General features: G+C 48.0%; 20 protein-coding genes. 5 read left to right on the top strand and 15 right to left on the bottom strand.

What is annotated here, in order from left to right; all coding sequences use genetic code 11:
* Nucleotides 1-56: 56 nt before the first annotated feature.
* From DXA20_RS02720 to DXA20_RS02695, 5 genes are all read right to left on the bottom strand, one after another.
* Nucleotides 57-3,470, bottom strand: a complete 3,414-nt coding sequence (locus tag DXA20_RS02720; RefSeq protein WP_118559206.1) for a metallophosphoesterase — start codon at nucleotides 3,468-3,470, stop codon at nucleotides 57-59.
* A 376-nt stretch (nucleotides 3,471-3,846) separates the two neighbouring features.
* Nucleotides 3,847-5,493: a putative manganese-dependent inorganic diphosphatase gene (locus DXA20_RS02710; protein WP_118559204.1), complete on the bottom strand. Its 1,647-nt coding sequence runs from the start codon at nucleotides 5,491-5,493 to the stop codon at nucleotides 3,847-3,849.
* A 1-nt stretch (nucleotide 5,494) separates the two neighbouring features.
* A complete protein-coding gene (locus DXA20_RS02705) occupies nucleotides 5,495-7,240 on the bottom strand; it encodes a hypothetical protein (RefSeq protein ID WP_118559203.1) in 1,746 nt (581 codons plus the stop codon).
* Entirely contained in the window at nucleotides 7,237-7,638 is a 402-nt protein-coding gene (locus DXA20_RS02700) for a hypothetical protein (RefSeq protein WP_118559202.1), read from the bottom strand. Before DXA20_RS02700 ends, DXA20_RS02705 begins: the two co-directional genes overlap by 4 nt.
* Before the next feature lie 16 nt (nucleotides 7,639-7,654).
* Nucleotides 7,655-8,449, bottom strand: a complete 795-nt coding sequence (locus DXA20_RS02695; RefSeq protein WP_118559201.1) for a nitrilase-related carbon-nitrogen hydrolase — start codon at nucleotides 8,447-8,449, stop codon at nucleotides 7,655-7,657.
* Nucleotides 8,450-8,648: 199 nt separating this feature from the next.
* On the opposite strand from DXA20_RS02695, the gene DXA20_RS02690 reads away from it, so the two are divergent.
* From DXA20_RS02690 to DXA20_RS16615, 3 genes are read left to right on the top strand one after another with little or no spacing between them, the layout of a single operon-like run.
* Nucleotides 8,649-9,287, top strand: coding sequence for a DUF4867 family protein (locus tag DXA20_RS02690; RefSeq protein WP_022305356.1), 639 nt, complete (start codon nucleotides 8,649-8,651; stop codon nucleotides 9,285-9,287).
* A gap of 18 nt (nucleotides 9,288-9,305) precedes the next feature.
* On the top strand, nucleotides 9,306-10,370 hold the full coding sequence (locus tag DXA20_RS02685; protein WP_243100504.1) for an RsmB/NOP family class I SAM-dependent RNA methyltransferase: 1,065 nt from the start codon (nucleotides 9,306-9,308) through the stop codon (nucleotides 10,368-10,370).
* Between the two features lie 4 nt (nucleotides 10,371-10,374).
* On the top strand, nucleotides 10,375-10,737 hold the full coding sequence (locus DXA20_RS16615; RefSeq protein ID WP_243100503.1) for an RsmF rRNA methyltransferase first C-terminal domain-containing protein: 363 nt from the start codon (nucleotides 10,375-10,377) through the stop codon (nucleotides 10,735-10,737).
* Here the strand turns inward: DXA20_RS16615 and DXA20_RS02680 are convergent.
* The 4 genes from DXA20_RS02680 to DXA20_RS02665 form a co-directional block, all read right to left on the bottom strand.
* On the bottom strand, nucleotides 10,707-11,348 hold the full coding sequence (locus DXA20_RS02680; protein WP_022305358.1) for an HAD family hydrolase: 642 nt from the start codon (nucleotides 11,346-11,348) through the stop codon (nucleotides 10,707-10,709). The genes DXA20_RS16615 and DXA20_RS02680 overlap by 31 nt on opposite strands.
* An 81-nt stretch (nucleotides 11,349-11,429) precedes the next feature.
* Nucleotides 11,430-12,188 carry a lytic transglycosylase domain-containing protein gene (locus DXA20_RS17075; RefSeq protein WP_279222344.1) on the bottom strand — a complete coding sequence of 253 codons (759 nt, stop codon included), beginning with the start codon at nucleotides 12,186-12,188 and terminating at the stop codon, nucleotides 11,430-11,432.
* Between the two features lies 1 nt (nucleotide 12,189).
* Nucleotides 12,190-12,525 carry a hypothetical protein gene (locus DXA20_RS02670; protein ID WP_118559200.1) on the bottom strand — a complete coding sequence of 112 codons (336 nt, stop codon included), beginning with the start codon at nucleotides 12,523-12,525 and terminating at the stop codon, nucleotides 12,190-12,192.
* Nucleotides 12,526-12,544: 19 nt separating this feature from the next.
* Nucleotides 12,545-13,720, bottom strand: a complete 1,176-nt coding sequence (locus DXA20_RS02665) for a serine hydrolase domain-containing protein (protein WP_158577103.1) — start codon at nucleotides 13,718-13,720, stop codon at nucleotides 12,545-12,547.
* A 215-nt stretch (nucleotides 13,721-13,935) separates the two neighbouring features.
* Here DXA20_RS02665 and DXA20_RS02660 point away from each other — a divergent pair, with 215 nt between their 5' ends.
* Nucleotides 13,936-14,253 carry a putative ABC transporter permease gene (locus DXA20_RS02660; RefSeq protein ID WP_118559198.1) on the top strand — a complete coding sequence of 106 codons (318 nt, stop codon included), beginning with the start codon at nucleotides 13,936-13,938 and terminating at the stop codon, nucleotides 14,251-14,253.
* Between the two features lie 130 nt (nucleotides 14,254-14,383).
* On the opposite strand, the gene DXA20_RS02655 is transcribed toward DXA20_RS02660, so the two are convergent.
* Entirely contained in the window at nucleotides 14,384-15,274 is an 891-nt protein-coding gene (locus DXA20_RS02655; RefSeq protein ID WP_118559197.1) for a C39 family peptidase, read from the bottom strand.
* A gap of 354 nt (nucleotides 15,275-15,628) precedes the next feature.
* Between DXA20_RS02655 and DXA20_RS17070 the strand changes: the two genes are divergently transcribed.
* Nucleotides 15,629-15,763, top strand: a complete 135-nt coding sequence (locus DXA20_RS17070; RefSeq protein ID WP_279222343.1) for a hypothetical protein — start codon at nucleotides 15,629-15,631, stop codon at nucleotides 15,761-15,763.
* A gap of 343 nt (nucleotides 15,764-16,106) precedes the next feature.
* Here DXA20_RS17070 and DXA20_RS17065 read toward each other — a convergent pair whose 3' ends face one another.
* The 5 genes from DXA20_RS17065 to DXA20_RS02630 form a co-directional block, all read right to left on the bottom strand.
* Entirely contained in the window at nucleotides 16,107-17,021 is a 915-nt protein-coding gene (locus DXA20_RS17065; protein ID WP_118559196.1) for a cellulase family glycosylhydrolase, read from the bottom strand.
* Nucleotides 17,003-17,596, bottom strand: a complete 594-nt coding sequence (locus DXA20_RS17060) for a glycoside hydrolase family 5 protein (RefSeq protein ID WP_118559195.1) — start codon at nucleotides 17,594-17,596, stop codon at nucleotides 17,003-17,005. The genes DXA20_RS17065 and DXA20_RS17060 overlap by 19 nt, the downstream gene beginning before the upstream one ends.
* Nucleotides 17,593-18,312: an Ig-like domain-containing protein gene (locus DXA20_RS02640; protein ID WP_118559194.1), complete on the bottom strand. Its 720-nt coding sequence runs from the start codon at nucleotides 18,310-18,312 to the stop codon at nucleotides 17,593-17,595. Before DXA20_RS02640 ends, DXA20_RS17060 begins: the two co-directional genes overlap by 4 nt.
* A gap of 136 nt (nucleotides 18,313-18,448) precedes the next feature.
* Nucleotides 18,449-19,642 (bottom strand): BMP family ABC transporter substrate-binding protein, encoded by a 1,194-nt coding sequence (locus DXA20_RS02635; RefSeq protein ID WP_118559193.1) that lies wholly within the window; start codon nucleotides 19,640-19,642, stop codon nucleotides 18,449-18,451.
* Nucleotides 19,643-19,660: 18 nt separating this feature from the next.
* Nucleotides 19,661-23,215 (bottom strand): HD domain-containing phosphohydrolase, encoded by a 3,555-nt coding sequence (locus DXA20_RS02630; protein WP_118559192.1) that lies wholly within the window; start codon nucleotides 23,213-23,215, stop codon nucleotides 19,661-19,663.
* Nucleotides 23,216-23,333: the final 118 nt, after the last annotated feature.

Genomic DNA, 23,333 nt, shown 5'->3' with positions numbered 1-23,333 from the left:
AAAGGTTTCTGCCACATTTCTGTAGCAGAAACCTTTGCTAAATACATGACCTCTGATTATTTGACGGTATATTTCTTAGCAATTCCCATTCCCTTTTTATTGCGCGCCTTAACCGTCACCTTATTGCCGGAATAAAGCTTACTCTTAAGCTTCACGATATAATTACCCTCGAAATCAATGGATGCGGTATATTTCTTTTTGTTGACAATGACAAATACCTTCGTCCTGGTGTTATCAACGGTAACGCCGTCCTTCTCACTGCCATCACCCACGACATCCACATGACCTGTGATCTTCTTTGCTCCGGCTTTGATCTTATCTGTCTTCGGGGTATCCGGTACGACCTCTGTTTTCTTTGTCTTTAATACCGGACTGTTACCCTTGCTGTTTGTCACATATGCATTGACCTTGACACCGGAATTGGTTTTCTTGATCTTCTTCTGGTAGCGGTACATCTTCTTGGAAGAAATGTATTTCTTCGTCTTAATCGTGTAGGTCTTCTTGCCTACCGTGATCGTCGCACTCTTACATTTCTCCTCGGAAAATACCTTGACCATCGTAGACTTGTTAGATACCGTCTGCATGGTCGGCTTTGCAGGAACTGTCTGCTTTACAACACGCTTCGTTCCCATGCTGACTCTGTTTGCCACATCGATCGTACGCATCTTGAACTCTGTCTTTGCCGTAAGCAGATACGGAAGCTGGAAATTATAGCTTCCATCACCGGCAATGTTCATATTCAGCTTCTCAACTTTATAATCCTTGTTGTAAATATCTGACTGCTTATAAAGCTCCTCCGTTCCGTCGTCCTGCATAAATACCGTTTTCTTACTCTCCAGAATAAATACCGGATATACATTCTTATCATTAAGCTCACCGGAAACCGTGCGAACCGCTGTTGTCATTTTATCCATAACCGGTTTATTCGGACCGGTTCTCTTTACCGTAACAACCGTTCTTGCACTGCAGCGTCCCTCATCATCCTTGACGTAGACAAATACCTTCTTACCGGCATTCTGCGGTGGCAGAGCATACTTAAATGCGCCACTGTCCGGTACGGTTGTCTTGTAGACGGTGGAATCCTCCAACTCAAAATAGATTGTTGTGACCGGCTCGGCTGTACCTGTGATATAAACCTTACGATTTGTATAAGTGTCTACCTTTGGTGCTTCCAGAACACCCTCATTGATATTATTGATCCGGATATAACGGATCGTTGTATTGCCGTTGCCATCGACAGCACGAACCGAATAAATGCTGTTCTTATCACAGGAAATATACCCGTTTTCAACAGCCTTTGCGCTGTTCCATGCGATAGAGGCATCGTTGTATTTGCCCTGCAGATAGGTCAGGGACGCAATACCGGAGCGGTCTGTTGCCTGAACGGCAACGCGGACCGGATGATTTGTCTCTATCTCATTTAATGCTGCCAGGTTCAGATCCGGACCGGAGGTATCCTGTGTGCTCTTCTTCGACAGCTCCGCTCTGTAATAGTCAAAATCCTCCGACGAATCGAGCTTCTCCTTGATCCATGATCTCTGCCCGATCAGATCACTCGCACCGGAACCGGTCTTTAATACATAATTATATTGGCCGGAATACTTCACATCCCAGTTGTTATCCTCAAGATTACCCAGTGTACCGCACTCGGACTGCTTCTGCATATACTTCTTAAAGTAAGCTCTTGTATCTGCGGCACTGAGCTTGGTCATTGCCTGTGTCGTAAACAGCTCCGGCACCTTTGTCGAATCGAGACGGTTGACGATCAGAAGAAACTCATCCGTATCCTTTACCGGCAGCCCGTTTCTTGTAATGTTCGTAACACGTCTGGTATCATTGACCTTCTTGCCATCGTAGTTATAACGCGGTGCCACTTTCGTATCGATCGTATATTCCACACCGTCCATCACATAGAAACGGCTCAGATCTGTCAGATACAGCTCCTGCAGCGAATACTGCAACGGCTTGCTTCCTTTGTAATTGATAATGCCGGCTAACAGGTCACTCGTCTGGGAAATCCCCTTATTGGCAGACTGTGTCAGAACAGAATCCTGTGGCTGCCCGGATGGATCTGCTACCGAAGTCGCCGACGGTGTCGCTGTTGCTGCCGGCGAAGGTGACGGGCTTGAAATTGCAGAACCGGTCGTGATAACGTTGCTCCCCGCTGTTTCGTAAGCACTCGCTGCCCACTCCAGCCATTCCTTAAGCTGTGCCCCTGTCACCTTGTAACGCCAGAGCTGAATCCTGTAGTTCATCAGCTGATAAAGATCCGCACTGGTAAAATTGTCCTTAATATCATAATAATCCAGTCCACTGCCCGCACCGTATCTTGAATAACGTGATGCGGCAACAACCGGAAGTCCCTTGCATTCTGTATTGTCATTGTTCTGATATTCCAGGCCATAAGAGATCGCCATATCATTGAGAAGCTGGATCGGACTGCTGTCCTCAACCGTGCCAAAGTAGTTCTGCCATCTTGCGGAAGATTTCAGCTCAGCCAGGATCTCTGTGCTGTCTGCCCCGAAAACGGCGCCCCACTTGTCCATGTATGCTGCGATCGTCTGATTGATCCCCGTATTGATCTGTGTCTTTTTGATCTGTGACTTTCTGGTCACGATTCTCTTGCCGGCTGATACGCCGAGATCGATCACTCCGATACCCTGACCGCTGTTTGCGACCATAACAAGGTTCTTGCCGTTGACCAGACCTGTCTTCGTATCCACCCCCGGATAAGTATCATAATGTGTTGTGCCATCCGCACAGAAATTGGAATGCTTATGACCACACAGCACCGCATCCACACCATCGATCTGTGTCAGTGCATATCCGACATTCTCATCCATCAGTGCCGGCTGCTCACTTCCCACGCCGGAATGCGCCAGTACCACAACGATATCTGCTCCGGCATCCTTTAAGATCTTGGTCTCCTTCTTTACATTGGCAACCATATCCTCTCCATTTAACACACCGGTATAGTCACAACGCTTCTTGGAAAGTATCGGGATCGACTCCCCGATCACTCCGACCTTGACTGTCACACTGGCTCCTGCCTTTGTCTTTAATGTCTTTTCAATGATCTTATTCTCATTGAAAACATGCTTTCCGGTCACGGCATCTGTAATATTAGAGGCGATGACCTTGTCCTTAAGACCACTTGTCTCGTACTGCTTCTGTATGTATGGCAGTGTGTACTCATAGTCATGATTGCCGAGAATGATCGCATCATAGTTTAACGATGCCATTGCCTTGTAGATCGGCTGTGTCTCTGACTGATCATGCTCATAAATATAATCTGTCGTGTAGTCATACATGACATCTCCCAGATCAAATAAGAGCGTGTTGCCATCCGGCACCTCACTCTTCGCTTGGTTAATTAATGTTGCCGCCTTGGAAAGACCTCCCTTCGGAAACAGTGTTCCCTTGGAATAGTCCACATCGACAACCTGTCCGTGCAGATCGGTCGTAAACATAATACGAGGTCTGCCGTATCCCCCTCGGCAGAAGCCTTGTTGACCGGTGCTGCACTAAACAGCTGTACCGAAAGCATTGCGACAGCCATGACGACTGCCATGATCCTTGTCTTGGTGTTCCCTCTTCTGTGTTCTGATTTTCCCCTTAGCTGCATATCGCGTTCTTTCCCCCTTTTGCGATGTAATAATATTGGGATCAAAATGTCTTTGTCCCCTAAAAATGATGTCACGGATTGCTCCACCGCCATGCAATTTCCGCAATCCGGCAGTCATATTTTAGCATTAGTTTATTTCCATTTTATGTCAAATTTCTGTCAATTTTCTTATATTTATGATGTTGGATGCAAAAGACTTTTTGCCCTTTGCATCATATTTGCTATCCCTGCTGAATCGCCTGCATCAGTGCCGGGATCAGCTGCTTTTTACGGGATACGGTATTCTTCAGAATGATCGCATCCTCATCCCCGGAAAGATGAAATGCCTTTCTGGCAAGCTCCTGGGCTCCGTTGCCGGCACACAAAAGCTCGGTCGTTCCCTGCGGAATATTGGTCAGCATAAAGAACAGCATCGGAATCGCATGCGAAGTGAGTGCCTTCTCCATATACGGAATCAGTCGCGCCCTCACATCATCCAGATCCTTCTGCGTCATGGAGTTGATCTGTCCTACTCCGAAGGAAACCTCGTCCACCACGAATTTCTTGAAATCCTGATAGAATATCTCCTCCGGCGTGCGCGATGACAAATTGCTGCCTGCCGCAAACATTTCCTCGGCATATTTCTCCGGATCGATCCCTGCAATCTCCGCGAGTGCGTAGGCTGCCTTCTTGTCCGTCTCCGTGCAGGTCGGCGAACGAAGGATCAATGTGTCCGATAAGATTGCCGAGCAGAGGAGACCTGCGATCTGCTTGTCGATCGTAGCATTCTGCTCCCGATAAAGCTGATAAACGATCGTCGCCGTACAGCCGAGCGGCTGGTTACGGAAATATACCGGATTCATCGTCTCCAGCCCACCGATACGGTGATGATCGATGATCTCCAGCACCTCTGCTTCATCCAGACCGTCCACTGCCTGGGCAATCTCGTTATGATCCACAAGCACAAGCTGCTTCTTGCGGGCACCCAACAGGCTTCGTCTGGAGATCATGCCATAATATCTGCCATTCAGATCCATGATCGGAAAATCACGGTATCTCTTCTGTGCCATTGTCTCTCGGATATCATCAATGTAATCGTTGCGCCGGAATGTGATCAGATCCTTTGCCTTCATAAAATAACGGATCGGCATACTCTGATTGACCAGACGCGTTGCGGTATAAGTATCATACGGTGTCTTAATAATGAAGCAGCCCTTGCTCTCTGCCAGCTTCTTGATCGTAAAGGATACGAGCGCACCATCGCAGACAATAATACATTTGGCATCCATTTCGATCGCACAAAGCTGTGATTCGTAGCGGTTACCCAGTATCACAATATCGTCCTTCTCGATATAATTTTCCATCAGATCCGGATTTGCTGCGGCGATCAGACATTTACCGGAGGAAATGATCTCATCCGGATCCCCCGCGATCATCTCGCCCTCCAGAGTCTCGATCAGATTACGAAACGGCGTCTGTGCCTTTGCGATAACGCGGCTGTCATACACATCCATGTAGGATTTTGCGATATCCTCGATCGTGATCAGACCTTCAAGCATGCCGTCCTGCTGTACGACTGGCAGCGTCGCCAGTGTACCTTCCTTCATGATCTCCCATGCCTTTTTCAGGGAAATATCGCTGCCAACTCCCGGCACCTGTACCACATCAATATCAAAAACCTGTGTCCGGACATCACTTAAATAGTCCGGCTCCGGCACATGAAACTTCTGCAGCACAAAGCGCGTCTCTGCGTTGATCTGCCCTGCTCTCTTTGCAATATAAGACCGACCTGTCACCTGCCGCTTCAGATCGGCATATGCGATCGCCGAGCAGACGGAATCCGTATCCGGATTAATATGACCGATTACATGTATTTCTTCTCCTGCCATTCTACTGATAATCCTCCTCACTATACTGTGCGATATCAATTACATACTCAAATCGTCTTGCCAGTGCCGGTGCTACACGGAAAAGCTCATCCAGTGTATTACCGTCATCCGCCAGCACTACAATAAAGTCACCGCGGAATGCATCCATCACGGCAAATATCTTTGTGATCGTCGTAAATGCAAGCTCTGATGCATTGTCAATCAGCAGACAGTTACCCTTGATCTGGTTGCAGACCCGCAGCAGATCCATCTGATTTAACTGTGTGGAACTGATCCTTGCGATCTGGCTTGTGGACAAAAAGCCCTTGTCGTGATTCACGCGAACAATCTTTTTCGTGATTCCAAGGATTTTCTCCTCACCTTCACCGATCAATACAAAATGCTTCGGCTCCAGCTCTCCGGCGATCAGGGTCAGAATATCATTGAAGGAATGATGCAGTGCTCTTGTCGTTGGCAGCTCACTCTCCTCCAGCTCCGGCAGATTGCCAAGTTCCGGGCTGTCCTCCGGCATCACCTGACGAAGCTCCGGAATATCCGGCTCCGGCATGATCTGATCCAGCTCTATCATCGTAACATCATCCTCCTTCACCGGAAGCACGCCGGATGCAATGATCTCCTCCATTCCGACCGGACGCTGTATCTCGCCGTCCTCCGGCAATGATACCGTCTGCTCTTCCTGCAGAGTCTGCATCTCTTCTTCCGCTTCCTCCTGTGGCTCCGCTATGTCCATCGGAATATATGTTTTCCCAACCTTACTCTGAACCGCCTGTGTCATGCGGCCCAGTACATCGGAAGCAAGGTTCGGCACATCGCTGATCTTTCCGGTCGCATTATCCATGACTGACACTGCCTTTTCCTTTAACTGCTCTCTCTTCTCCGCCTCAAAGATTGCCGTGATCTCTTTTGCCAGATCCTGCGTGATGCCAAGACCCGACTGCGACGGTTTCTCAGGCTTCTCCGGTTCTTCACTCGCTGCCGCCTGCTCTGCCAGAACATTTTCCACTGCTGCCGCCAATGTATTCTTCATCTCCCGGCTCATCGGTTTAGCCGTATTCTGTTGCTCCTCCGTCTCTGCCTTATTTTCCTCCGGCTTCCACTGATCCATCTCATCAGTCTGAACCGCTTCAGACTCTTCCTCCGAAGCTGCCATCTCATCCTCCGGCATTACCTGAGCAGTATCTTCCTCTATAGGCTCCATCCCCTCCGGATAAGTTGCTTCCTGAGCATCCTCTTCCTCCTCTTCGTCCTGAGTATCCTCCTCTTTGTCCTTGCTGCCGCGTTTCCAGAGTCCACGCAGCAGATGAAAACCGCCCTTTGCCTTCTGGGTGATTTCCTCCGGCGAAACTAAAAGCTCATCCTCTTCGTCCTCATCCTCGTAATCATCGACAAACTCTTCATCCTCCGGCTCCTCTTCCGGAAGTTCGCGAAGTCTTTCCTCTCTCTTTTTCTTTTTCATTTTCTCGATTTCCTGCTTCATAAGCTCCGGTCCCAGATCCGGCAGTGAACCGGTATCATCCGGGTTCGGCTCCTCAGGAAGGGCTACCGTATAGTCTCTATCTTCATAGTAAATAGATTCATCCTCATCCAGATAATCAAGCAATGCCTGTGCACGCTCCACGATCTCACCCTCGCCAAACCAGAGCTTGATGTCCTCACACTCTCTGCGGCACTCCTCCTCGCGTCCGGCACGCTGATACAGCTTTGCAAGCTCATATGCCCACTCCTCGACATAATCCTCTTCCTTCAACCGCTCCAGTGTTCGATCAGGCGGTTAAACGGTGCTCCCTTTGCCTTGTCGATCCGATAACGAAGAATAAGACTCTCCTGCTCACTGTGGTTCAGATCCTGAAACTCCTCATAAAAACGCTCCGCCTCATCCAGATTGTTGGTCCGGATGGCAAGATAGATCAGACGATACAGCACCTTTTTATTGTGATTGCGCTTATAAATACGCAGATAAATTGCCTTCGCCGCCTCAAACTGCTCTGTCTTCACATAGACCTCCGCAAAGGTCTGCAGCTCTGTCTGTGATTTAACCTGACGCACATCGATTGTCGAGAGAACGGCCGCCGCCTTCCGGTACTTTCTTTCCTCAACCAGACTCTGCACCTGTGAAACTCTTACCGCCATTTCGTATTTGCTCATAATTAATGTACCTTCCTTATTTTTGATATTCCTGTATATAAAATTCGTTTCTTCTGTCCTGTTTCATCTGAAACTTCTGCCGCAGTGCCTGTACATCATGACCGATCTCACAGATTACGATGCCCTCCTGTCCGTGCAGCGTGCCAAGCAGATTCCCCAACGGATCAAACACCGCACTGTCTCCGCTGTAATCCAGCCCGTTCAGCCTTCCGGTGCAATTGACCCCCGCCATGTAAGACTGATTCTCAATTGCCCGCGCCTTTAACAGTGTCAGCCAGTGATCCGCTCTCGAAGCCGGCCAGTCTGCGATTACAAGCATCACATCCGCCTGCTCCGATACCAGCTCAAAAATCTCTGGAAACCGCAGATCATAACACACAAACAGACCTATCGTGTGTCCCATAAACGGGACAGTAACAAGACGGTCGCCACCCTGATAAATATCAGTTTCGCCCCCATACCGGAACGGATGCAGCTTACTGTACTCTCCAAGCACCTTCCCCTCTGCGTCCAGTACGGTAAACCGGTTTGTCCCCTTTGTCTGTCCGGCTTCCGGAAGTGCCGCCCATCCAAAGCCAATGGCGATATGATACTCTCCGGCAATCCTTCCCATCCGTTCCACCGACTCCGGCTGATCCGGATCCTCTCCGATCCGGTCAATATCCATCGAAAAGCCGGTCAATGACATTTCCGGAAACACGATCAGATCTGCCTCACCGGCTGCTGCCTGAGCCGTCAGCTTCCGCACCTTTTGCAGGGACAATTCCTTGTCCTCCCACGCCATATTTAATTGTCCTAATGCAATTTTCATATGAGTTTTCACACTCCCCCCTATTCATTCTACTGCTGTAGTATCAGTTTTTTCAGATACTCTACTTTATTATATATTTATCGTACCCATATGGCAATACCAAACTTCTGCCAGAAGCATTCCCCATTTTCCAAAAGTATGCTATACTGTTCTTACGATGTATAACTGCCTTTGAGGCATAGAAATGGAGGACACTAATATGAAGATCCAATCAGTATTTGATGATGCATTCCGTACATACGGACGAGTTGTTGACAGTTACGATTACTCCCTGCTTCTGGAGCGTCTGGAGGCCAATACGCCGAAGCCGGCAGACAGTGTTGTATATGTTCCATCGGTCGCAGAGCTTGAGGATACCCCTGCTTACGCACAGCTTCGCGATAACTGCTACGGTGGTATGCCGATCGAGATCGGTTACTGCAACGGAACCAACACAAAATTAAACTGCTTCGAGTATCACAGAGACAGCGAGATCGATATTGCTGCTGACGATGCGATCCTTCTTGTTGCAAGACAGCAGGACATTATTGACGGCAAGATTGATTCCTCTAAGACGGAGGCATTCCTGTGCCCGAAGGGAACCGGCGTAGAGCTTTACGCAACCACACTTCACTATGCACCTTGCAGTGCCAGGAAGGGCGAGGGCTTCCGTGTTGTTATCGTTCTTCCGAAGGGAACCAACGAGGATGCTCCTGAGATCTCCGTTGTCAATGATAACGACAAGTATCTCTGGGCAAGAAACAAATGGCTCATCGCACATCCTGACTCAACCGAGGCTGCTGACGGTGCTCAGGTTGGTATTACCGGAGAGAATGTCGATATCATCGATCTGATCTAATCACGATAGGAGTCAAATATGTCTAGAAATTTACCACCTGATTTTCTCCGTGAGAGAAAACCGATCCTTGGTGCAGAGTGGGAAGATTTTCTACAGTCGTATGATACGCCGCGAGCTTACGGGCTCCGGCGTAATCCATTTCAAGGCTGTGATACGCTTCCCTTCTCATTAAAGCCGGTTGCATGGGCGGAGGATGGCTATTATTTTGATCCGGAGGAGCGTCCCGGAAGGCATCCGCTCCATGAAGCCGGTGCCTACTATATTCAGGAGCCAAGTGCCATGTCTGTGGTGAGCCTGTTAGATCCACAGCCCGGCGAACTTGTCTGTGACCTGTGTGCTGCTCCCGGCGGCAAGAGTACTCATATTGCCGCTCTGCTTCAGGGGCAGGGCATGCTGGTGTCCAATGAGATTTTCCCGAACCGCGCCCGCATTCTCTCACAGAATATCGAACGCATGGGAATCCCGAATGCACTTGTCTGCAACGAATCCCCGGAAGGACTTGCCACTCACTTTCCGCTGTTCTTCCACCGGATCGTTGTCGATGCCCCATGCTCCGGCGAAGGAATGTTCCGTAAGGATGATACCGCCGTCAGTGAATGGAGTCTTGAGAATGTCGGGATCTGTGCTGACCGTCAGCGGATGATCCTTACGCAGGCAGACCAGATGCTGCAGCCCGGCGGCGTTCTCGTCTATTCAACGTGCACCTTTGCACCGGACGAGGATGAAGCCATGATCCAGTGGTTTTTAGAGACACATCCGGATTATACTCTGACGAACTGGCACGACACTGCTCTTGGACAACGCGTAGCAGACCTTCCGGATCACGGTGGCCTTTCCTGCGGCATTGCCGCATACCCCGACGAGATCTCATCCCGCGTTCTGCGTCTCTGGCCGCATAAGCTCCATGGAGAAGGACACTTTGCCGCACGTCTCGTCAAAGCAGGTACACCACAGCCGGCCTGCGAAGTCCTGCCGACCGTTTCCGCAAAGAAGTCCAAAAAGAAACAGCGCGATAAGGCGGTCGATCTGACCGATTACAAAGAATTTGAAAAAAAAATACCTGCAGACACCTCTGCAGGATGATCCCGTGTTTGCACATGGCAGAATGGAGTTATTCGGCGATTCTCTTTATCTGCTGCCGGCCGCAGCGCCTTCGCTTGCCGGCTTGAAGCTGCTTAGAAGCGGTCTTCAGCTTGGTACACTCAAAAAGAACCGGTTTGAACCTGCACACGCACTGGCAAAAGCATTGAAGCCGTCACAGGCATGTCAGAGCCTTTCCTGCAGCTATGAAGATGCCAACCGTTATCTTCACGGCGAAACAATCGCCTGTGATCCGTCCTTCAAGGGCTGGGTTCTTGTCACCGTTGACAACTGTACCCTCGGCTGGGGCAAGGCACAGAACGGTATGCTGAAAAACCACTATCCGAAGGGGCTTCGGATCATGGGCTGATATCCGGACAGCACCGGACATCCACAGGCTTTCAGACTTGCAAGATCCTGATGGCCACCACTCATCAGCACACAATCGATACCAAGTGTATGAGACACCTCATAGTCATGAACGCAGTCTCCGATCATGACCGTCTCATCTCTTGGTATTTTTTGTTGTGTGAAATAGTCGACCGCCCGCTCAATCTTCCCTGCTGCCAGCAGATCATTGGCTCCAAGCACTGCATCAAAGTAATGCGTCAGTCCAAATCTCTTGACATGCTGTTCTATGATCCTTGTTGCAGAGGAGGACAAAATAATCTGATGACACCCTTCCTGTTCAAATCGGCGAAGCAGATCCTCCACTCCCTCATGCAGAGAAAGCTCCCGCTTATGCGCCTCATAATATTCCTGAAACCTCTCTGCGATCCAGTCGAAATCGGTCTCTTCCATATCAAAAAACCGTTCATAAAAACGAAGAATCGGCGTATCCATCGCCTGACGATACTGCTCCAGTGTGATTTCCGGCCGCTTCTTCTCTCTGAGCATATCATTCACAGCATCCAGCGCGATCCCGACATCGTCAATGATCGTTCCATTCCAGTCCCAGACAATATATTTCTTTGTGATCATAAATACGCCCCTTTAATAAATTTCGGCTATACAGATTTCCGCTTAGGAAGTCCGCATAACCGAATCCATAACATTTCAATATCATACAGCATCTGCGGTTTCATATGCCTTCTTGTAGCTTTGTACTTTATTAACATATGATTTGCAGTAGGACGGTATGCCACCATATCTTCTGACTGCGCCGCTTCCGGCATTATAGGCTGCCAGAGCCATTCTCTCGTTCCCGTTAAACTCCTTGAGCTTCTGCGAAATACATTTTGCTCCGCCCATAATATTCTGTTCCGGATCATAAGGATCAGTCACACCAAGTCCCTTTGCGGTATCCGGCATTAGCTGCATGACGCCCATCGCTCCTGCACCGGAAACGCTCTTTGCATTGAAATTAGACTCTGCCTTTGCGATTGCCTTGAGCAGGCTCTCGGATACTCCGTATTTGGCGGCTGCCTTCTTAAAATATGAATCGTATTTTGTTGTTTTCATGGAGTCCGCTGTGGTTGTCTTATTCTGCGCCGACACGCTCCCGGTTCCCGATGCCTTATCCGCCTGACTCTTCTTGGTATCCGCAACATCCTCATAAGTCACAGCCCGTCCTGTCACCGGATCAGCATATAATGTCTTCGCTGTCCTGGTCTCTACTGCCTGTCCTGCTTTACGGTCCGTCGTGCTCTGCAGCTTCCTGCGGTCTGCCTTTTCCTGAGTCTTGATATCCTCCTCATTGACAATGCCGTTCTCTTTATGCGCTAACACCTTTTCGAAAGATGTCAGTGTGGTTTTACGCTTCTTACCATCGTTATATGTCATTAACGGCTTAATATCCAGCCTGACAATATGATCTACCATTTCATCCCTCTCTCCGACTGCCTGCCCCCGCAAACAGCTCCTTCAATGTCGTCTCATGATCCAACTGTCCGAGTGTTTCTTCCGCAAACACCGGCGTCACGATATCTGCTCCGCTGACTCCGTTTCTCCCTTCGTCTGCTGCGTACACTTCAGCCGGTATCACCTGCTTTTGAAACGCAAGAGACTTTCCCTTCTCCTGTTTCACGCCATGATAATGCAGCGTCTGATACTCCGGTGCCAGAACATCGCGATACACTGCCTGCGCTGCATGATTCTGTACGGCAGTCTTTGTCTCAATCTGTTTCACGACAGCCTGCTTTCCCTCTATGATCTTCATGACGCCACCTCTCTCCTGCCTACAGTGCGCTGTAAATAATGTTGCGCAGAAGCTGCACATCACGGTATCCGTTACCGCCACACTTCTGGATCACATAAATGATCGCAAGATCCTCCGCCGGATCCATCGCCACATAAGAGCCGAGCCATCCATCCCATCCAAACTCTCCCTCTGAGCCAAGTCCGTAGGATGCCGGAACATCAATCATATGGCGCATCAGATCACCATAGCCGTAGCCTCTGAGTGCCTCCCAGTCATACATCTTCATCTGCTGCGGTGTCAGCTGGTTTATATGCATATGCTCGATCGACTTGCGCCCCAAAATACGGACACCACCATAGCATCCGTCGTGCATCATCATCCGGACAAACCTGGAGTAATCACCCACCGTGGATACAAGTCCCGCTCCACCGGACTCAAATGCCGGTTTCTTTTTGTGCATATAGGAAAGTCCAAGATGCTGCCATGTACATGGTTCCAGCGTTCCTGTCTCCGGCTTAAACTCGTAATTCTCCATAAAACGGTCCAGCTTGTCCTCCGGCACATAAAAGTCGGTATCCACCATTCCGAGCGGCTCAAAGATTGTCTCTTTTAAATATTCACCATATGTCTTACCCGTCACCACTTCGATCACAGCACCAAGCACATCCGCACAGAAGGAATAACGCCAGCCCTCTCCCGGCTCAAATTCCAGCGGCTGCTGTCCGATCAGATTAGCAAGATCGTATGTACTCGTCGGCTTGCCCGCCTCAAGATCTGCATAATACTTGTCGATCATATTCTGCATATAAGTTCCCGCCGGAAAACTGGCATCCGGATATGTCACACCGGCTGTCATATTCAACAAATGCTGGATCGTCACCTTCTGCTGCACCGGCACAAGCTCGCCGTCCTTTAACACCTTCTGATCCTGAAACCCCGGAAGATACATATCCACCGTATCGCTCAGGGAAAGAAGCCCCTTCTCTACCACGGTCATCACTGCCGCTGCCGTAACCGGCTTTGTCATGGAATAACAACGGAAGATAGAATCCTTCGTCATCGGAATGTCTCTTGCCACATCTGCCATACCAAAGGAACGGAAATATACGGTATCTCCTTTATGGATCACACAGAGACTCGCTCCCTTGATCTCATCCTTTTCAATCCGCTCGCAGATGACCTTGTCCGCTTTATTTAAAATATCGTAATTCATATCATTCCTCATTTCTAAACATATTTTGCGCACATACCGGATCTGTGTCAGGTATGCCGAAGAATAAATTCCATATGCAAAAATTTATTCCCGTTTTGATCACTCTTATTAGTGTAACATATTCCAGCCCTATTCATCAATACACAGGTATAAACAAGCAAAAAAATAATCATACTAAAGGCACGTAATATGAATCAGAAAGGCATGGTATTTCTATGGCACTTACTCCAATACAGGCATATTCCATTATATTTTTCACAGGGGGCTTTCTTTACTGTGGAATCGAAATTCTCTACCGGGGATACACGCATATTTCCATGTTTTTCACTGCCGGCATCTGCTTTCTGCTGATCGGTGCGGTGGAAGCTCTGTTCCATGCCAGATTTTCCCTTCTGCTGCAAATGCTTCTTTGTGGTCTGATGATCACAACTATCGAATATCTGGTAGGACTTCTTGTCAATCACCAGCTCCATTTAAACGTCTGGGATTACACCGGACGCCCATACAATATACAAGGCAGATCTGTCTGCTGAACAGCACGCTCTGGTTTCTCCTGTCCGGTCCTTCCATCCTGTTGTTTGACTTTCTGCGGCATATTCTGCTCAACATGCCGTTACCGCATTATCACATTCTTTGACCAGCCGGGCACAGCACTGTGCACGATTATTTCTGCAGATATGCCGGCCGGTTCCATACTCCGGATGCCGTCTTATGCTTCCAGATATCCTTCGATTTCTGATAACCCTCAACCAAAAGGTACTGCCAGTTGCTTGCCGTTTTCAGAGAACGATAAATCTTTTTCAGCGAGATCCACTTCCTGTTGTGATCCGGATCTCCGGAATCCGCCAGAAAAACCCGGTCATGCTTTTTATCATAAGCAAAGATCGTCACATAATGCCCCGGTGTATTCTTCCAGTGAACCGTAGAGTTGCTACTGGAGACGAGAACAATCGCACATTTGGCATCGCTGATATTCTGTCGAAACTGTCGGTATGTCTCCTGCTTATGCTCGACATGACACTGAAATCCCAGCCTGGTAAGGCTTCTTCGCATATATCCCCAGTCAATTGCCATGCCACCGCCATAGCCGGTATGCTTCTTGGCAAAACGATACATATCCACCGGAGAACACTGATACTCTGTCAATGACGAATACACATTTGCCATACAGCACAGACCGCAGCCAAAGCCGCCAAACGAGCCTCCATCCATATACTGCTCTCCCCATTCACCGGACCAGTCAATGCCCCGCTTCCAGGACTTTGGTCCCTGAAGATACGTGTACAGTTTCTTCGTTTCATCCGGCTTTTCCGTCTGTTTCATGGAAGGCGTCGGACTTTCCATCGGCTCTGCTGTCTTATTCGGCACCTTTGTAGTCTCTGCTTTCCTGACAGGATCGTTCTTCGCCACAGTATTGTTCCTGCGCATCCGGTAATTATGACTCCAGACCGTTGAAAGCAGCAATGCCGCCGCAACAAATATAACACTTGACCACATCAGCAGTAAATGGCACTTCCTGCGACTCCATTTTCTTTTCTTTTTCGTACCACGCATATATTTCCTCTTTTCGTACCAAATTGATTTTCATTGACTTCCACTTATGTTACAAACATTTTCCTTTATATTTTAAAAGGGAAAAACTATATTTTGTGCTGGCTTTTCACTACATCATATACTTTTTTATATTTATATACTAAGACTTCCCATACCTCAAATTGATGTATGCCCATAATATTTCTTATGTCCGGTTATTTTGAAATCATAATTTGCCTGCCAATATATTAAAAATCCATGAGCTATGACTAAAAAATTGTCTTGTCACTTACGGATTTCGAAAAATCTAATTGCTTTGCTGCTTTGATCTTCGATAAACACATCCTGCCGTACTCGCCCCAAGGTGGGATTCAGATGTTTCGAAAGGCACTTGCACCCGCCGGTACTTACGCCCCGGATTTTGCAAATGATATAGATACTCCATCGAACATCCGGCGTTATGTACCGCTGCGTGGTGCAGTGGTAGCGGGAGCGTGCCGTCCGAAATAGCTGAGCCCACCTATGGGGCTCAGTCGTGCGGATGCGTATTTATCAAAGCATTGCAAAGCAAGATTTTTCGGAAATCCTACTGATCTGCGTCAATTTTTTAGTCATAGTTCACGGATCAACTGATTTCTCAGGCAAAATTCATATTTTATTTTCCGGACATAAGAAATATTATGGGCGGATCTCCATCTTTGGTATGGGAAGTCTTAGTTAATAATTTTGTGAGAGCAATACATTGTGGATTTCCGATACATCAAAAAGATCATCTTCCATCCGGTATCACCGGACAAAAGATGATCTTTATCATTAAAAAAATCTTATGAATCGTATTCTACTTGGAAAGTTCTTATTCTGCCAGATCCAGAATCTCAATCTTGGTAATCGATGCTCCCTCTGTCGGAGAGGAGAACTCAATCCAGTTTTTGACACCGGCAAGCTTCTCTGCACTAAGTGCAAGCACTGCCTCATTATACTCTGCGTGATCCATTGTGTCAAAGTGAGTTGCATTGATATCCTTACCCTTGCAGTATGCAAACTGGAAATCCGCCTTGCTGCTCAGTTCATCGGAAGCCATTGTCACACGGATCGCCGGCTTCTTTAATTTCGACCAGTCATAGGTCAAAAACAACTGCCAGAACCACTTGTTGGACTGAACGGTCAGACCATCACTGCAGCTTGTTGTCTCAAAGTTACCAACCTCGCCCAGAGAAAGATCCGGCTTACCATCTGCCGTAATTCCTTTGTTGTTGGTACGGCTCCAGATTCCTTCCCAGGATGCAACAACCTTCATCTTGGCTACATCTGCATCGCTTAGCTTCTCAACCAGCATTGTTCCTGTGTCAACAGCGCCCTCTTCCAAAGGAACATTTGTTGCTCCCGTTACCTCCTCAAGCATCTGTGCAAAATCCTTAAAGCAGATTACACCATCGTAGCGGTCAAATACGGAATTGTTCCAGAGAACCGGAGTTGCTCCGATCTTCTTACCGTATGTCATAACTTCCTTCACATATGCCGGAATGCCCTTTTTGTCGGTATTACCAAAGCCGTACTCTCCGATAATGATTCCATAGCCATTGTCGGAGAATTTCTTTAGCTTGTCAAACTGTGAATGAAGATAATCGTAATCCTCCTGTGACCCCCAGCTTCCCTGATAATCCGCATTCGTCTTATCCTCTAAGATTCCCCAGCCATATGGTGAATAATAATGAATAGAAACGCTGAGCTTTGTCTGACCATTCTCTGCTACGGTATCGGTCGGCATCTAAAACGTTCATCGCAGGTCTTGTCCAGATCGGTTGCAAAGCCGGCGATCAGAAGCTGTCTGTACTTGTTGTTCTCACAGAAAAGCTTATCTGAGCTGTTACGCACGATCTCAACAAACTTCTGGTTGATCCGGTTTGTCACTTCATATGCCTCATCATTGGTGAGATTTCCCTGTACTCCCTCGTACTTCGTGTTAAGACCCAGATTATCTCCGCCGACAAAATCACTTAACTCCTCATTCGCTGACTCGAAGATCAGATGATCTCCATACTCACCGTAACGCTCTGCGATCTGTGTCCAGATTGCCTCATACTTCTTCCAGGCCTCCTTACGGACATCCTCTCTCGCATTGCCCTCGCTGTCAGCGGCGCCAAACATGCCCCACCATGCACTGTCATAGTGAATATTGAGAACAACGTACATATCATTTCTAAAGCAGTAGTTCATTACTGTCTCAACACGATTAAAATATGCGTCATTGATCGTATATGTACCGTCATCCGGCATCATATTAGACCATGCTACCGGAATACGAACGGTGTTAAAGCCACATTTCTTAACCGCCGTGATCATCTTGTAGGTTGTCTCCGGCTGCCCCAGCCTGTCTCATATACCGTCGGTGTGATCTCTGACGGCTGAAGTTCGCTGGTATCAATGCCGCAGCTTTCCAGTGTATTACCAAGGTTCCATCCCTGTCCCATCTTCTGCATAAGCTCCGGTGCTGTCATTGTCTTGTCCATCTGACCGTCATCATACTTGCGGATGCCGTTCTTAGACTTGTCCGGATTCGGTGTCGGTGCTGTGCTCGGAACAACCGTAGGTATGATTGTCGGTGCTGCTGCCGAAGCTGCCGGTGTCTGTGTTGGTGCTGTCACTGCCGCAGAGCTTGCCGGTGCTGCCGGTGTCTGCGACGCTTTCACTGCTGCAGCCTTCACCGTGACCTTACAGTTTAATTTCTTTGTCTTAAGCTTTTTATTACCCCTGATCTGATACTTTACTGCTGCAGTGATGGTTGTCTTACCGACCTTTTTTCCGGTAACAACGCCCTTCCTTGAAACCACTGCAATGGCTTTCTTCTTGCTGGTCCATTTGCAGGATTTTACCTTTACCGTTTTGTTCTTCTTGACCTTTAAGGTCACCTTCCTGCCCTTTTTGACTGATACGCTTGTCTTATTCAGACGGACAGGCGTTTTCTTTGCTGCCTTTGCCGGGACACTTACCCCACTCAGTCCTGAAACCATCATTGCAGCAGACATCAGAACTGCCATTAGTTTTCTGCTTTTTCGCATAATATAACTGTTCCTTCCTTTCCCATAAACTACCGGAACCGGTCTATGCGTGCCGGTTCGTGATAAAATGATTTACTTTTTCCTTCGAGTATATTATATCGTATTTGTAACATTTTTACAAATAAAACACCGCTTTCTATTCAATCTTTATGACATCTTTCAGCACATAATGGAATGTCGGTGCCGAGCTCTTTTCATTCTCTTTATATTCCTTTTTCAAGGAGATCTGATCCGTGTCATCCTCCGGATCCACCCCGATATAATCCCCCTGAAATACATGTACCTTCTTCTGCTCAAACCGGTGTATCAAAGAGTCTATCTTTTCCCTGGTTCCGGGTGCGGCGATCAGCTCATTCAATTCCAGCATCTGCACCCACCCCTGATCAAAACCTGCTCCGGCATCATTTCCATTTACGGTCGCATTCTCCTCATTTTCAATATCCCGGTTCTCAATGACTGCCTGCACGGCAGAGGAAATGTACGGTTCCCAGTTGATCCTGCACCCGGTAAGATACGTTGTCGGCGCCACATCCGCCATACTCTGATTATAACCGACATGATACACGATTTTTTCTCCCTTGACCTCTTCACACGCTACCGCCGGTCCTGTCGTATCGGAATGCTGTGATATGATCACGCAGCCCTCACGGATCAGCCCGGAGGCACATTTCTTCTCTAAGGCATAGCTTCCCCATGTGTTTGTGTACTTTACGGTCATCTGTGCCTGTGGCACAATGGATCGCACACCGAGGAAAAATGCCGTATATCCGGAGATTACCTCCGCATACGGATATGCTCCGACATATCCGACCTTTGCCTGCTCCTTCGTAATGGTTCCCTCATCAATCAGCTGCTTTAATTTCATGCCCGCTGCCACACCGGAGATATATCTTCCTTCATAGATTGCTCCCATATATGTGTGATAATTTTTATAAACCGGCTTATCGTTGGCATTGGCACAGGTCGACTGGCAGAACTGCACCTTCGGATACTTTCCTGCCCATTCCTTTGCTTTTTCTCCAAACGCAAAGCTTGTCGTAAAGATCATATCACAGCCATCATCCACCAGCTCCTGCAAAATACTCTCCTCGCTTCCCTCTGTCACATTAAACTTCGGGATCGTCTTCACCTGCCCGGCGTATTTCTTTTCAACTGCCCTCTGCGCCTTGACAAAATTGCCCGTATAGGCGGTACTGGTATCTCCCACATAGACAAAGCCGATAGTGATCTTTCTTTGCTTTGTGTCATCCCGCATCAGTACATGAAGGCAGAACGCCGCCAGTACAACGAGCAGTGCGCTGCTAAATGTGATCAAATATATTCTCTTCATACCATGCCTCTCTTTCTTTTATGACTGTTCCAGAATATCTTTTCTGCCGTACAGACTCTCTACATCGATCGTTCCATCCTCCAGAAGACCTAACAGGATCTCCACAAGCTTGGGATCAAACTGAGTTCCCTTGCCCTTCTCCAGTTCGTTTAACACAAAATCAAGATCCAGCTTTTTGCGGTACACACGATTGGCTGTCATCGCATCAAAGGCATCAGCAATACCGATGATCCGCGCATTTAGCGGAATCTGTTCTCCCTTCAGCCCATTCACATAGCCTCTGCCGTCATACCGCTCATGATGGTACAGTGCCCCCTCATCCACATGCTCTATAAACGTAAAATTCTTTAAGATCTCTGCTCCCCGGATCACATGGGACTTCATCACATCGTATTCCTCATCGGTCAGGCGGCCTGCTTTATTTAAGATACGATCCGGAATCGCGATCTTTCCGATATCATGCAGCAATGCTGTTTTTCGCAGCACCTCCAGATCCTCCTTATCGTATCCGAGCTTTTCTGCGATCATAACAGAGTATTCCGATACACGCTGGGAATGTTGACTGGTATTTTCATCCTTGGCATCGACCGTTCTCGCAATCGTGATGATCGTCTCATTTCCCATCTGGATCTGGTTCTTTGCAAGCTCCAGCTCCTTCTTCTGCAGATTCAGCTTCTTCTGGATCTGTGTTCTTACGATCAGCCAGGTCAGATATGCGATCGTCAAAACGAGGACGGCACCGTAATAAACATAAAACCACCAGTGATCATAGATTTCTTTGTCCTTTACGATCGGATAGGTGCTTTCCTCGATCACCTTTGCTTTCTGGTTATCGTACACCGCCATGTGGAAAACATAGTCTCCTGTCGGCAGATTGGTGTACACAATATTTTTCAGTTCACTCTGAGCAACAATGACCGGCTCCTTGTCAAAGCCCTCCAGCCATACCCGTACATACGGATCGTTGATCGAGTAATTGACTACTTCCGGTACGATCTCGATATGTGACACGCCTCTCGGAATATGAAAGACCTCTCCTCGCTCCACATAAGATGTCTCCCCGTCCAGCCGGATCGACTTCATCAGCATACGGTACGAGAAATTGTGTGAATTGTAATCATTGATATTCATATATACCGCACCAAAGCCACCGGAAATATAGAGATTATCGTTCTCGTCAATATAATTCCATGCATTTGGCGTCAACGACTCCTGCAGACCCTTTGTGGCATTTAACAGATCATAATCTAACTTCTCTCCGTTTTCCAGCTTCTTCTTATCTACAACATAGATACCGGCTGAACTGAGCACAAAAACCTCCCCCTTATTTCCCTCAACCATATCGAAATTATTATAATACGGGAAATTCTTCAGCTCGCGGATCTGATCCTTTTTCATGAAGCACAGACTGTTGCTCGTGATCACGAAAATACCTCCGTTATCGGTATCCGGAACCATTCTGAGTACAACTCCGGAGCTTAAGCCGTTTGTCTTCTTGTAATGCGAAACCACCTTCCGATTGCGGATCAGTGCAATACCATTACCGTCTGTTCCTGCCAGGATACTTCCGTCCTTCTGCTCCAGCATACAGAGCACCTTTGGATTAGCAAGACCATTCTCTGTGCCGATCGTTCCTGTGATCTTTTCGTTTTTGACAAAACTGATGCCGATGTCGCCCGCCAGAGCAATGGTTCCATCCGTGAGCTCCATCGCAGTTCTGAACTTATCGCCGAGCAGCCCTTCCTTCTCTGTATAGCTGTGCATGGTTCCATCCGTGGCAAGCTCCAGCACACCGGAACCGGAGGTACAGATCCACAGATGGTTGCGGCTGTCCACCATCAGACAGCGTATCCGGATGCCCTGCAGTTTTCTTGTCAGTGCATTCTCCCGAACCTCCGTCATACGTCCATTTACAATGTCAAGACCACTGTCTGTACCAAAATACAGATTACCGTCCCACTTTGTCACGGTATTTACGACATCCTCATCCAGTCCCACCTCAGTAAATATCTCCGTAAACACAGACTTACACATCCGAAACAGACCAAGTCTTGATGAGGTAAACCAGAGGTTTCCCTGATAATCGATCAGCATGTGATCGATCGAGCTGTTAAACTTGTTGGTATTGATATCCTGATAAACATTCTTTGCATTCAGATAACCGGCTCCATTGTCCGCACAAATAAAGATCTCACCATCCTCGGAGCGGTTTAATGACTTAATATTGGACAAGGAACCGCATTTGATCACCTGCGTGTTCTTCCAGATCTTGCCGGAGGGTTCATAGACCTCGATCACATTGTCGGTTCTTCCAACATACAGCTTGCCGGACTGGTCAAACATACAACAGGAATATGCTGCCTGCATCGGTCTTTTCTCCCACTGTGCGATGATCTCTCCGTTACGGAGAAGGTACAGACCTCCCTCATCCGTAACTGCAGCCACATGACCTGCCTGATCCGCCGAAAGACTTCTGGCATAGGTGATCTCCGGGATCATATCCGTAACTGCCAGACCACCGGATAAGGATACAACGGCAAGCGCATCCGTTGTACCGATGTAAAAAGTTCCATCGGAATTTTCTGTAATGCATCGCACCGAATCAGAGGGAAGTCCGTGCATGGAATCTATAACATTGGAAATTTCTTCATTAATGCTGATCGAAACACCACTGTCATTTGTTCCGATCCAGAGTCTTCCTGCCTCATCCGTATAAAGGCAGTTGACATTTTTGACCGACTCGTATTCATTCATCCATCGAAAGCTGCTTCCATTGTAGCGGTACAGTCCGCCATAAGTTCCGATCCACAGGATACCGTCCTTTGTCTGGGCAATATCATTCGCCTTGCCACCCGGCAGCCCGTTTCCATCGTTATATATCGTCTGGACATATGTGTTATAACGCTCTTCTGCTGCCGCCTTCATGTCACAGCCCGGCTGCCATGCGGCAAGCAGAACAAGGATTCCTGCAAAGATTCCCGTCTTCACATGATTCGGACGTATCTTCGGATTCTTTGTCTCCTGCTTTCTCTGTCTCCGGTCATGAAACAGCTTCAGCACGGCAAAAAACGCCACCAGCGTCACAACCTTATCCAAAAAGTCCACGTAAAACTCTCCAATCACATAACAGAGCCAATGGATCAGTCCCATCTGTCCAAGCAGATCGATCACACCGTCTCCCCAGATATTCCCGGTTCTGCCATCGGAGAAAAGGATATTTAACGGAACCGATACTGCCACCGACACCACGGTAACCAGAAAGCTGAGTGTCATCGTCCGGAACAGATTCTGCAGATATCCCCTTGCCGCGCAGTGTCCTACCAGAATCCCAAGTGCCACATTGGTGATGGCATAGATACAGGAAACCGGATGGGAAAAACCGTAGATCACATTCGTCGCTGCACCGACGATTCCACCGCACACCGGTCCCAGTGCATACGCACTGCAGACTGTGCCAAAGGAATCCAGCCAGAGCGGAAGCTGCATCTTTGCTGCCGCATACTTGCCGATACAGTTGATCAGAATGCATCCGATTACGAATAGACTTATTTCGTAGTTCTTTTTATGCTGCATTTTCATACCTCTTTCTATTTGTTCATTCTTCTCTTAATTACGATAATTATAATGGTATTATTTTATCGAGACAAGTCGTTTTGTGAATTTTTTTATATAATCATGAAAAAGTCTCATA

Origin of the sequence: Roseburia sp. AM59-24XD (assembly GCF_003478445.1) — a bacterium.
Classification (GTDB): Bacteria; Bacillota; Clostridia; order Lachnospirales; family Lachnospiraceae; genus Jutongia.
This window is presented reverse-complemented; position numbering and strand designations above follow the sequence as displayed.

Bases quoted from the DNA above. Each gene is read 5' to 3' on its own strand.
- DXA20_RS02720 (WP_118559206.1), bottom strand. From the start codon at position 3,470: ATGTTTACGACCGATCTGCACGGACAGGTTGTCGATGTGGACTATTCC.
- DXA20_RS02700 (WP_118559202.1), bottom strand. From the start codon at position 7,638: ATGAGCAAATACGAAATGGCGGTAAGAGTTTCACAGGTGCAGAGTCTG.
- DXA20_RS02635 (WP_118559193.1), bottom strand. From the start codon at position 19,642: ATGAAGAGAATATATTTGATCACATTTAGCAGCGCACTGCTCGTTGTA.
- DXA20_RS17070 (WP_279222343.1), top strand. From the start codon at position 15,629: ATGTTTCGAAAGGCACTTGCACCCGCCGGTACTTACGCCCCGGATTTT.
- DXA20_RS17075 (WP_279222344.1), bottom strand. From the start codon at position 12,188: ATGGTAGATCATATTGTCAGGCTGGATATTAAGCCGTTAATGACATAT.
- DXA20_RS02655 (WP_118559197.1), bottom strand. From the start codon at position 15,274: ATGCGTGGTACGAAAAAGAAAAGAAAATGGAGTCGCAGGAAGTGCCAT.
- DXA20_RS02685 (WP_243100504.1), top strand. From the start codon at position 9,306: ATGTCTAGAAATTTACCACCTGATTTTCTCCGTGAGAGAAAACCGATC.
- DXA20_RS02710 (WP_118559204.1), bottom strand. From the start codon at position 5,493: ATGGCAGGAGAAGAAATACATGTAATCGGTCATATTAATCCGGATACG.
- DXA20_RS02680 (WP_022305358.1), bottom strand. From the start codon at position 11,348: ATGATCACAAAGAAATATATTGTCTGGGACTGGAATGGAACGATCATT.
- DXA20_RS02660 (WP_118559198.1), top strand. From the start codon at position 13,936: ATGGCACTTACTCCAATACAGGCATATTCCATTATATTTTTCACAGGG.
- DXA20_RS02640 (WP_118559194.1), bottom strand. From the start codon at position 18,312: ATGCGAAAAAGCAGAAAACTAATGGCAGTTCTGATGTCTGCTGCAATG.
- DXA20_RS02630 (WP_118559192.1), bottom strand. From the start codon at position 23,215: ATGCAGCATAAAAAGAACTACGAAATAAGTCTATTCGTAATCGGATGC.
- DXA20_RS02695 (WP_118559201.1), bottom strand. From the start codon at position 8,449: ATGAAAATTGCATTAGGACAATTAAATATGGCGTGGGAGGACAAGGAA.
- DXA20_RS02670 (WP_118559200.1), bottom strand. From the start codon at position 12,525: ATGAAGATCATAGAGGGAAAGCAGGCTGTCGTGAAACAGATTGAGACA.
- DXA20_RS02665 (WP_158577103.1), bottom strand. From the start codon at position 13,720: ATGAATTACGATATTTTAAATAAAGCGGACAAGGTCATCTGCGAGCGG.
- DXA20_RS02690 (WP_022305356.1), top strand. From the start codon at position 8,649: ATGAAGATCCAATCAGTATTTGATGATGCATTCCGTACATACGGACGA.
- DXA20_RS17060 (WP_118559195.1), bottom strand. From the start codon at position 17,596: ATGATCACGGCGGTTAAGAAATGTGGCTTTAACACCGTTCGTATTCCG.
- DXA20_RS17065 (WP_118559196.1), bottom strand. From the start codon at position 17,021: ATGCCGACCGATACCGTAGCAGAGAATGGTCAGACAAAGCTCAGCGTT.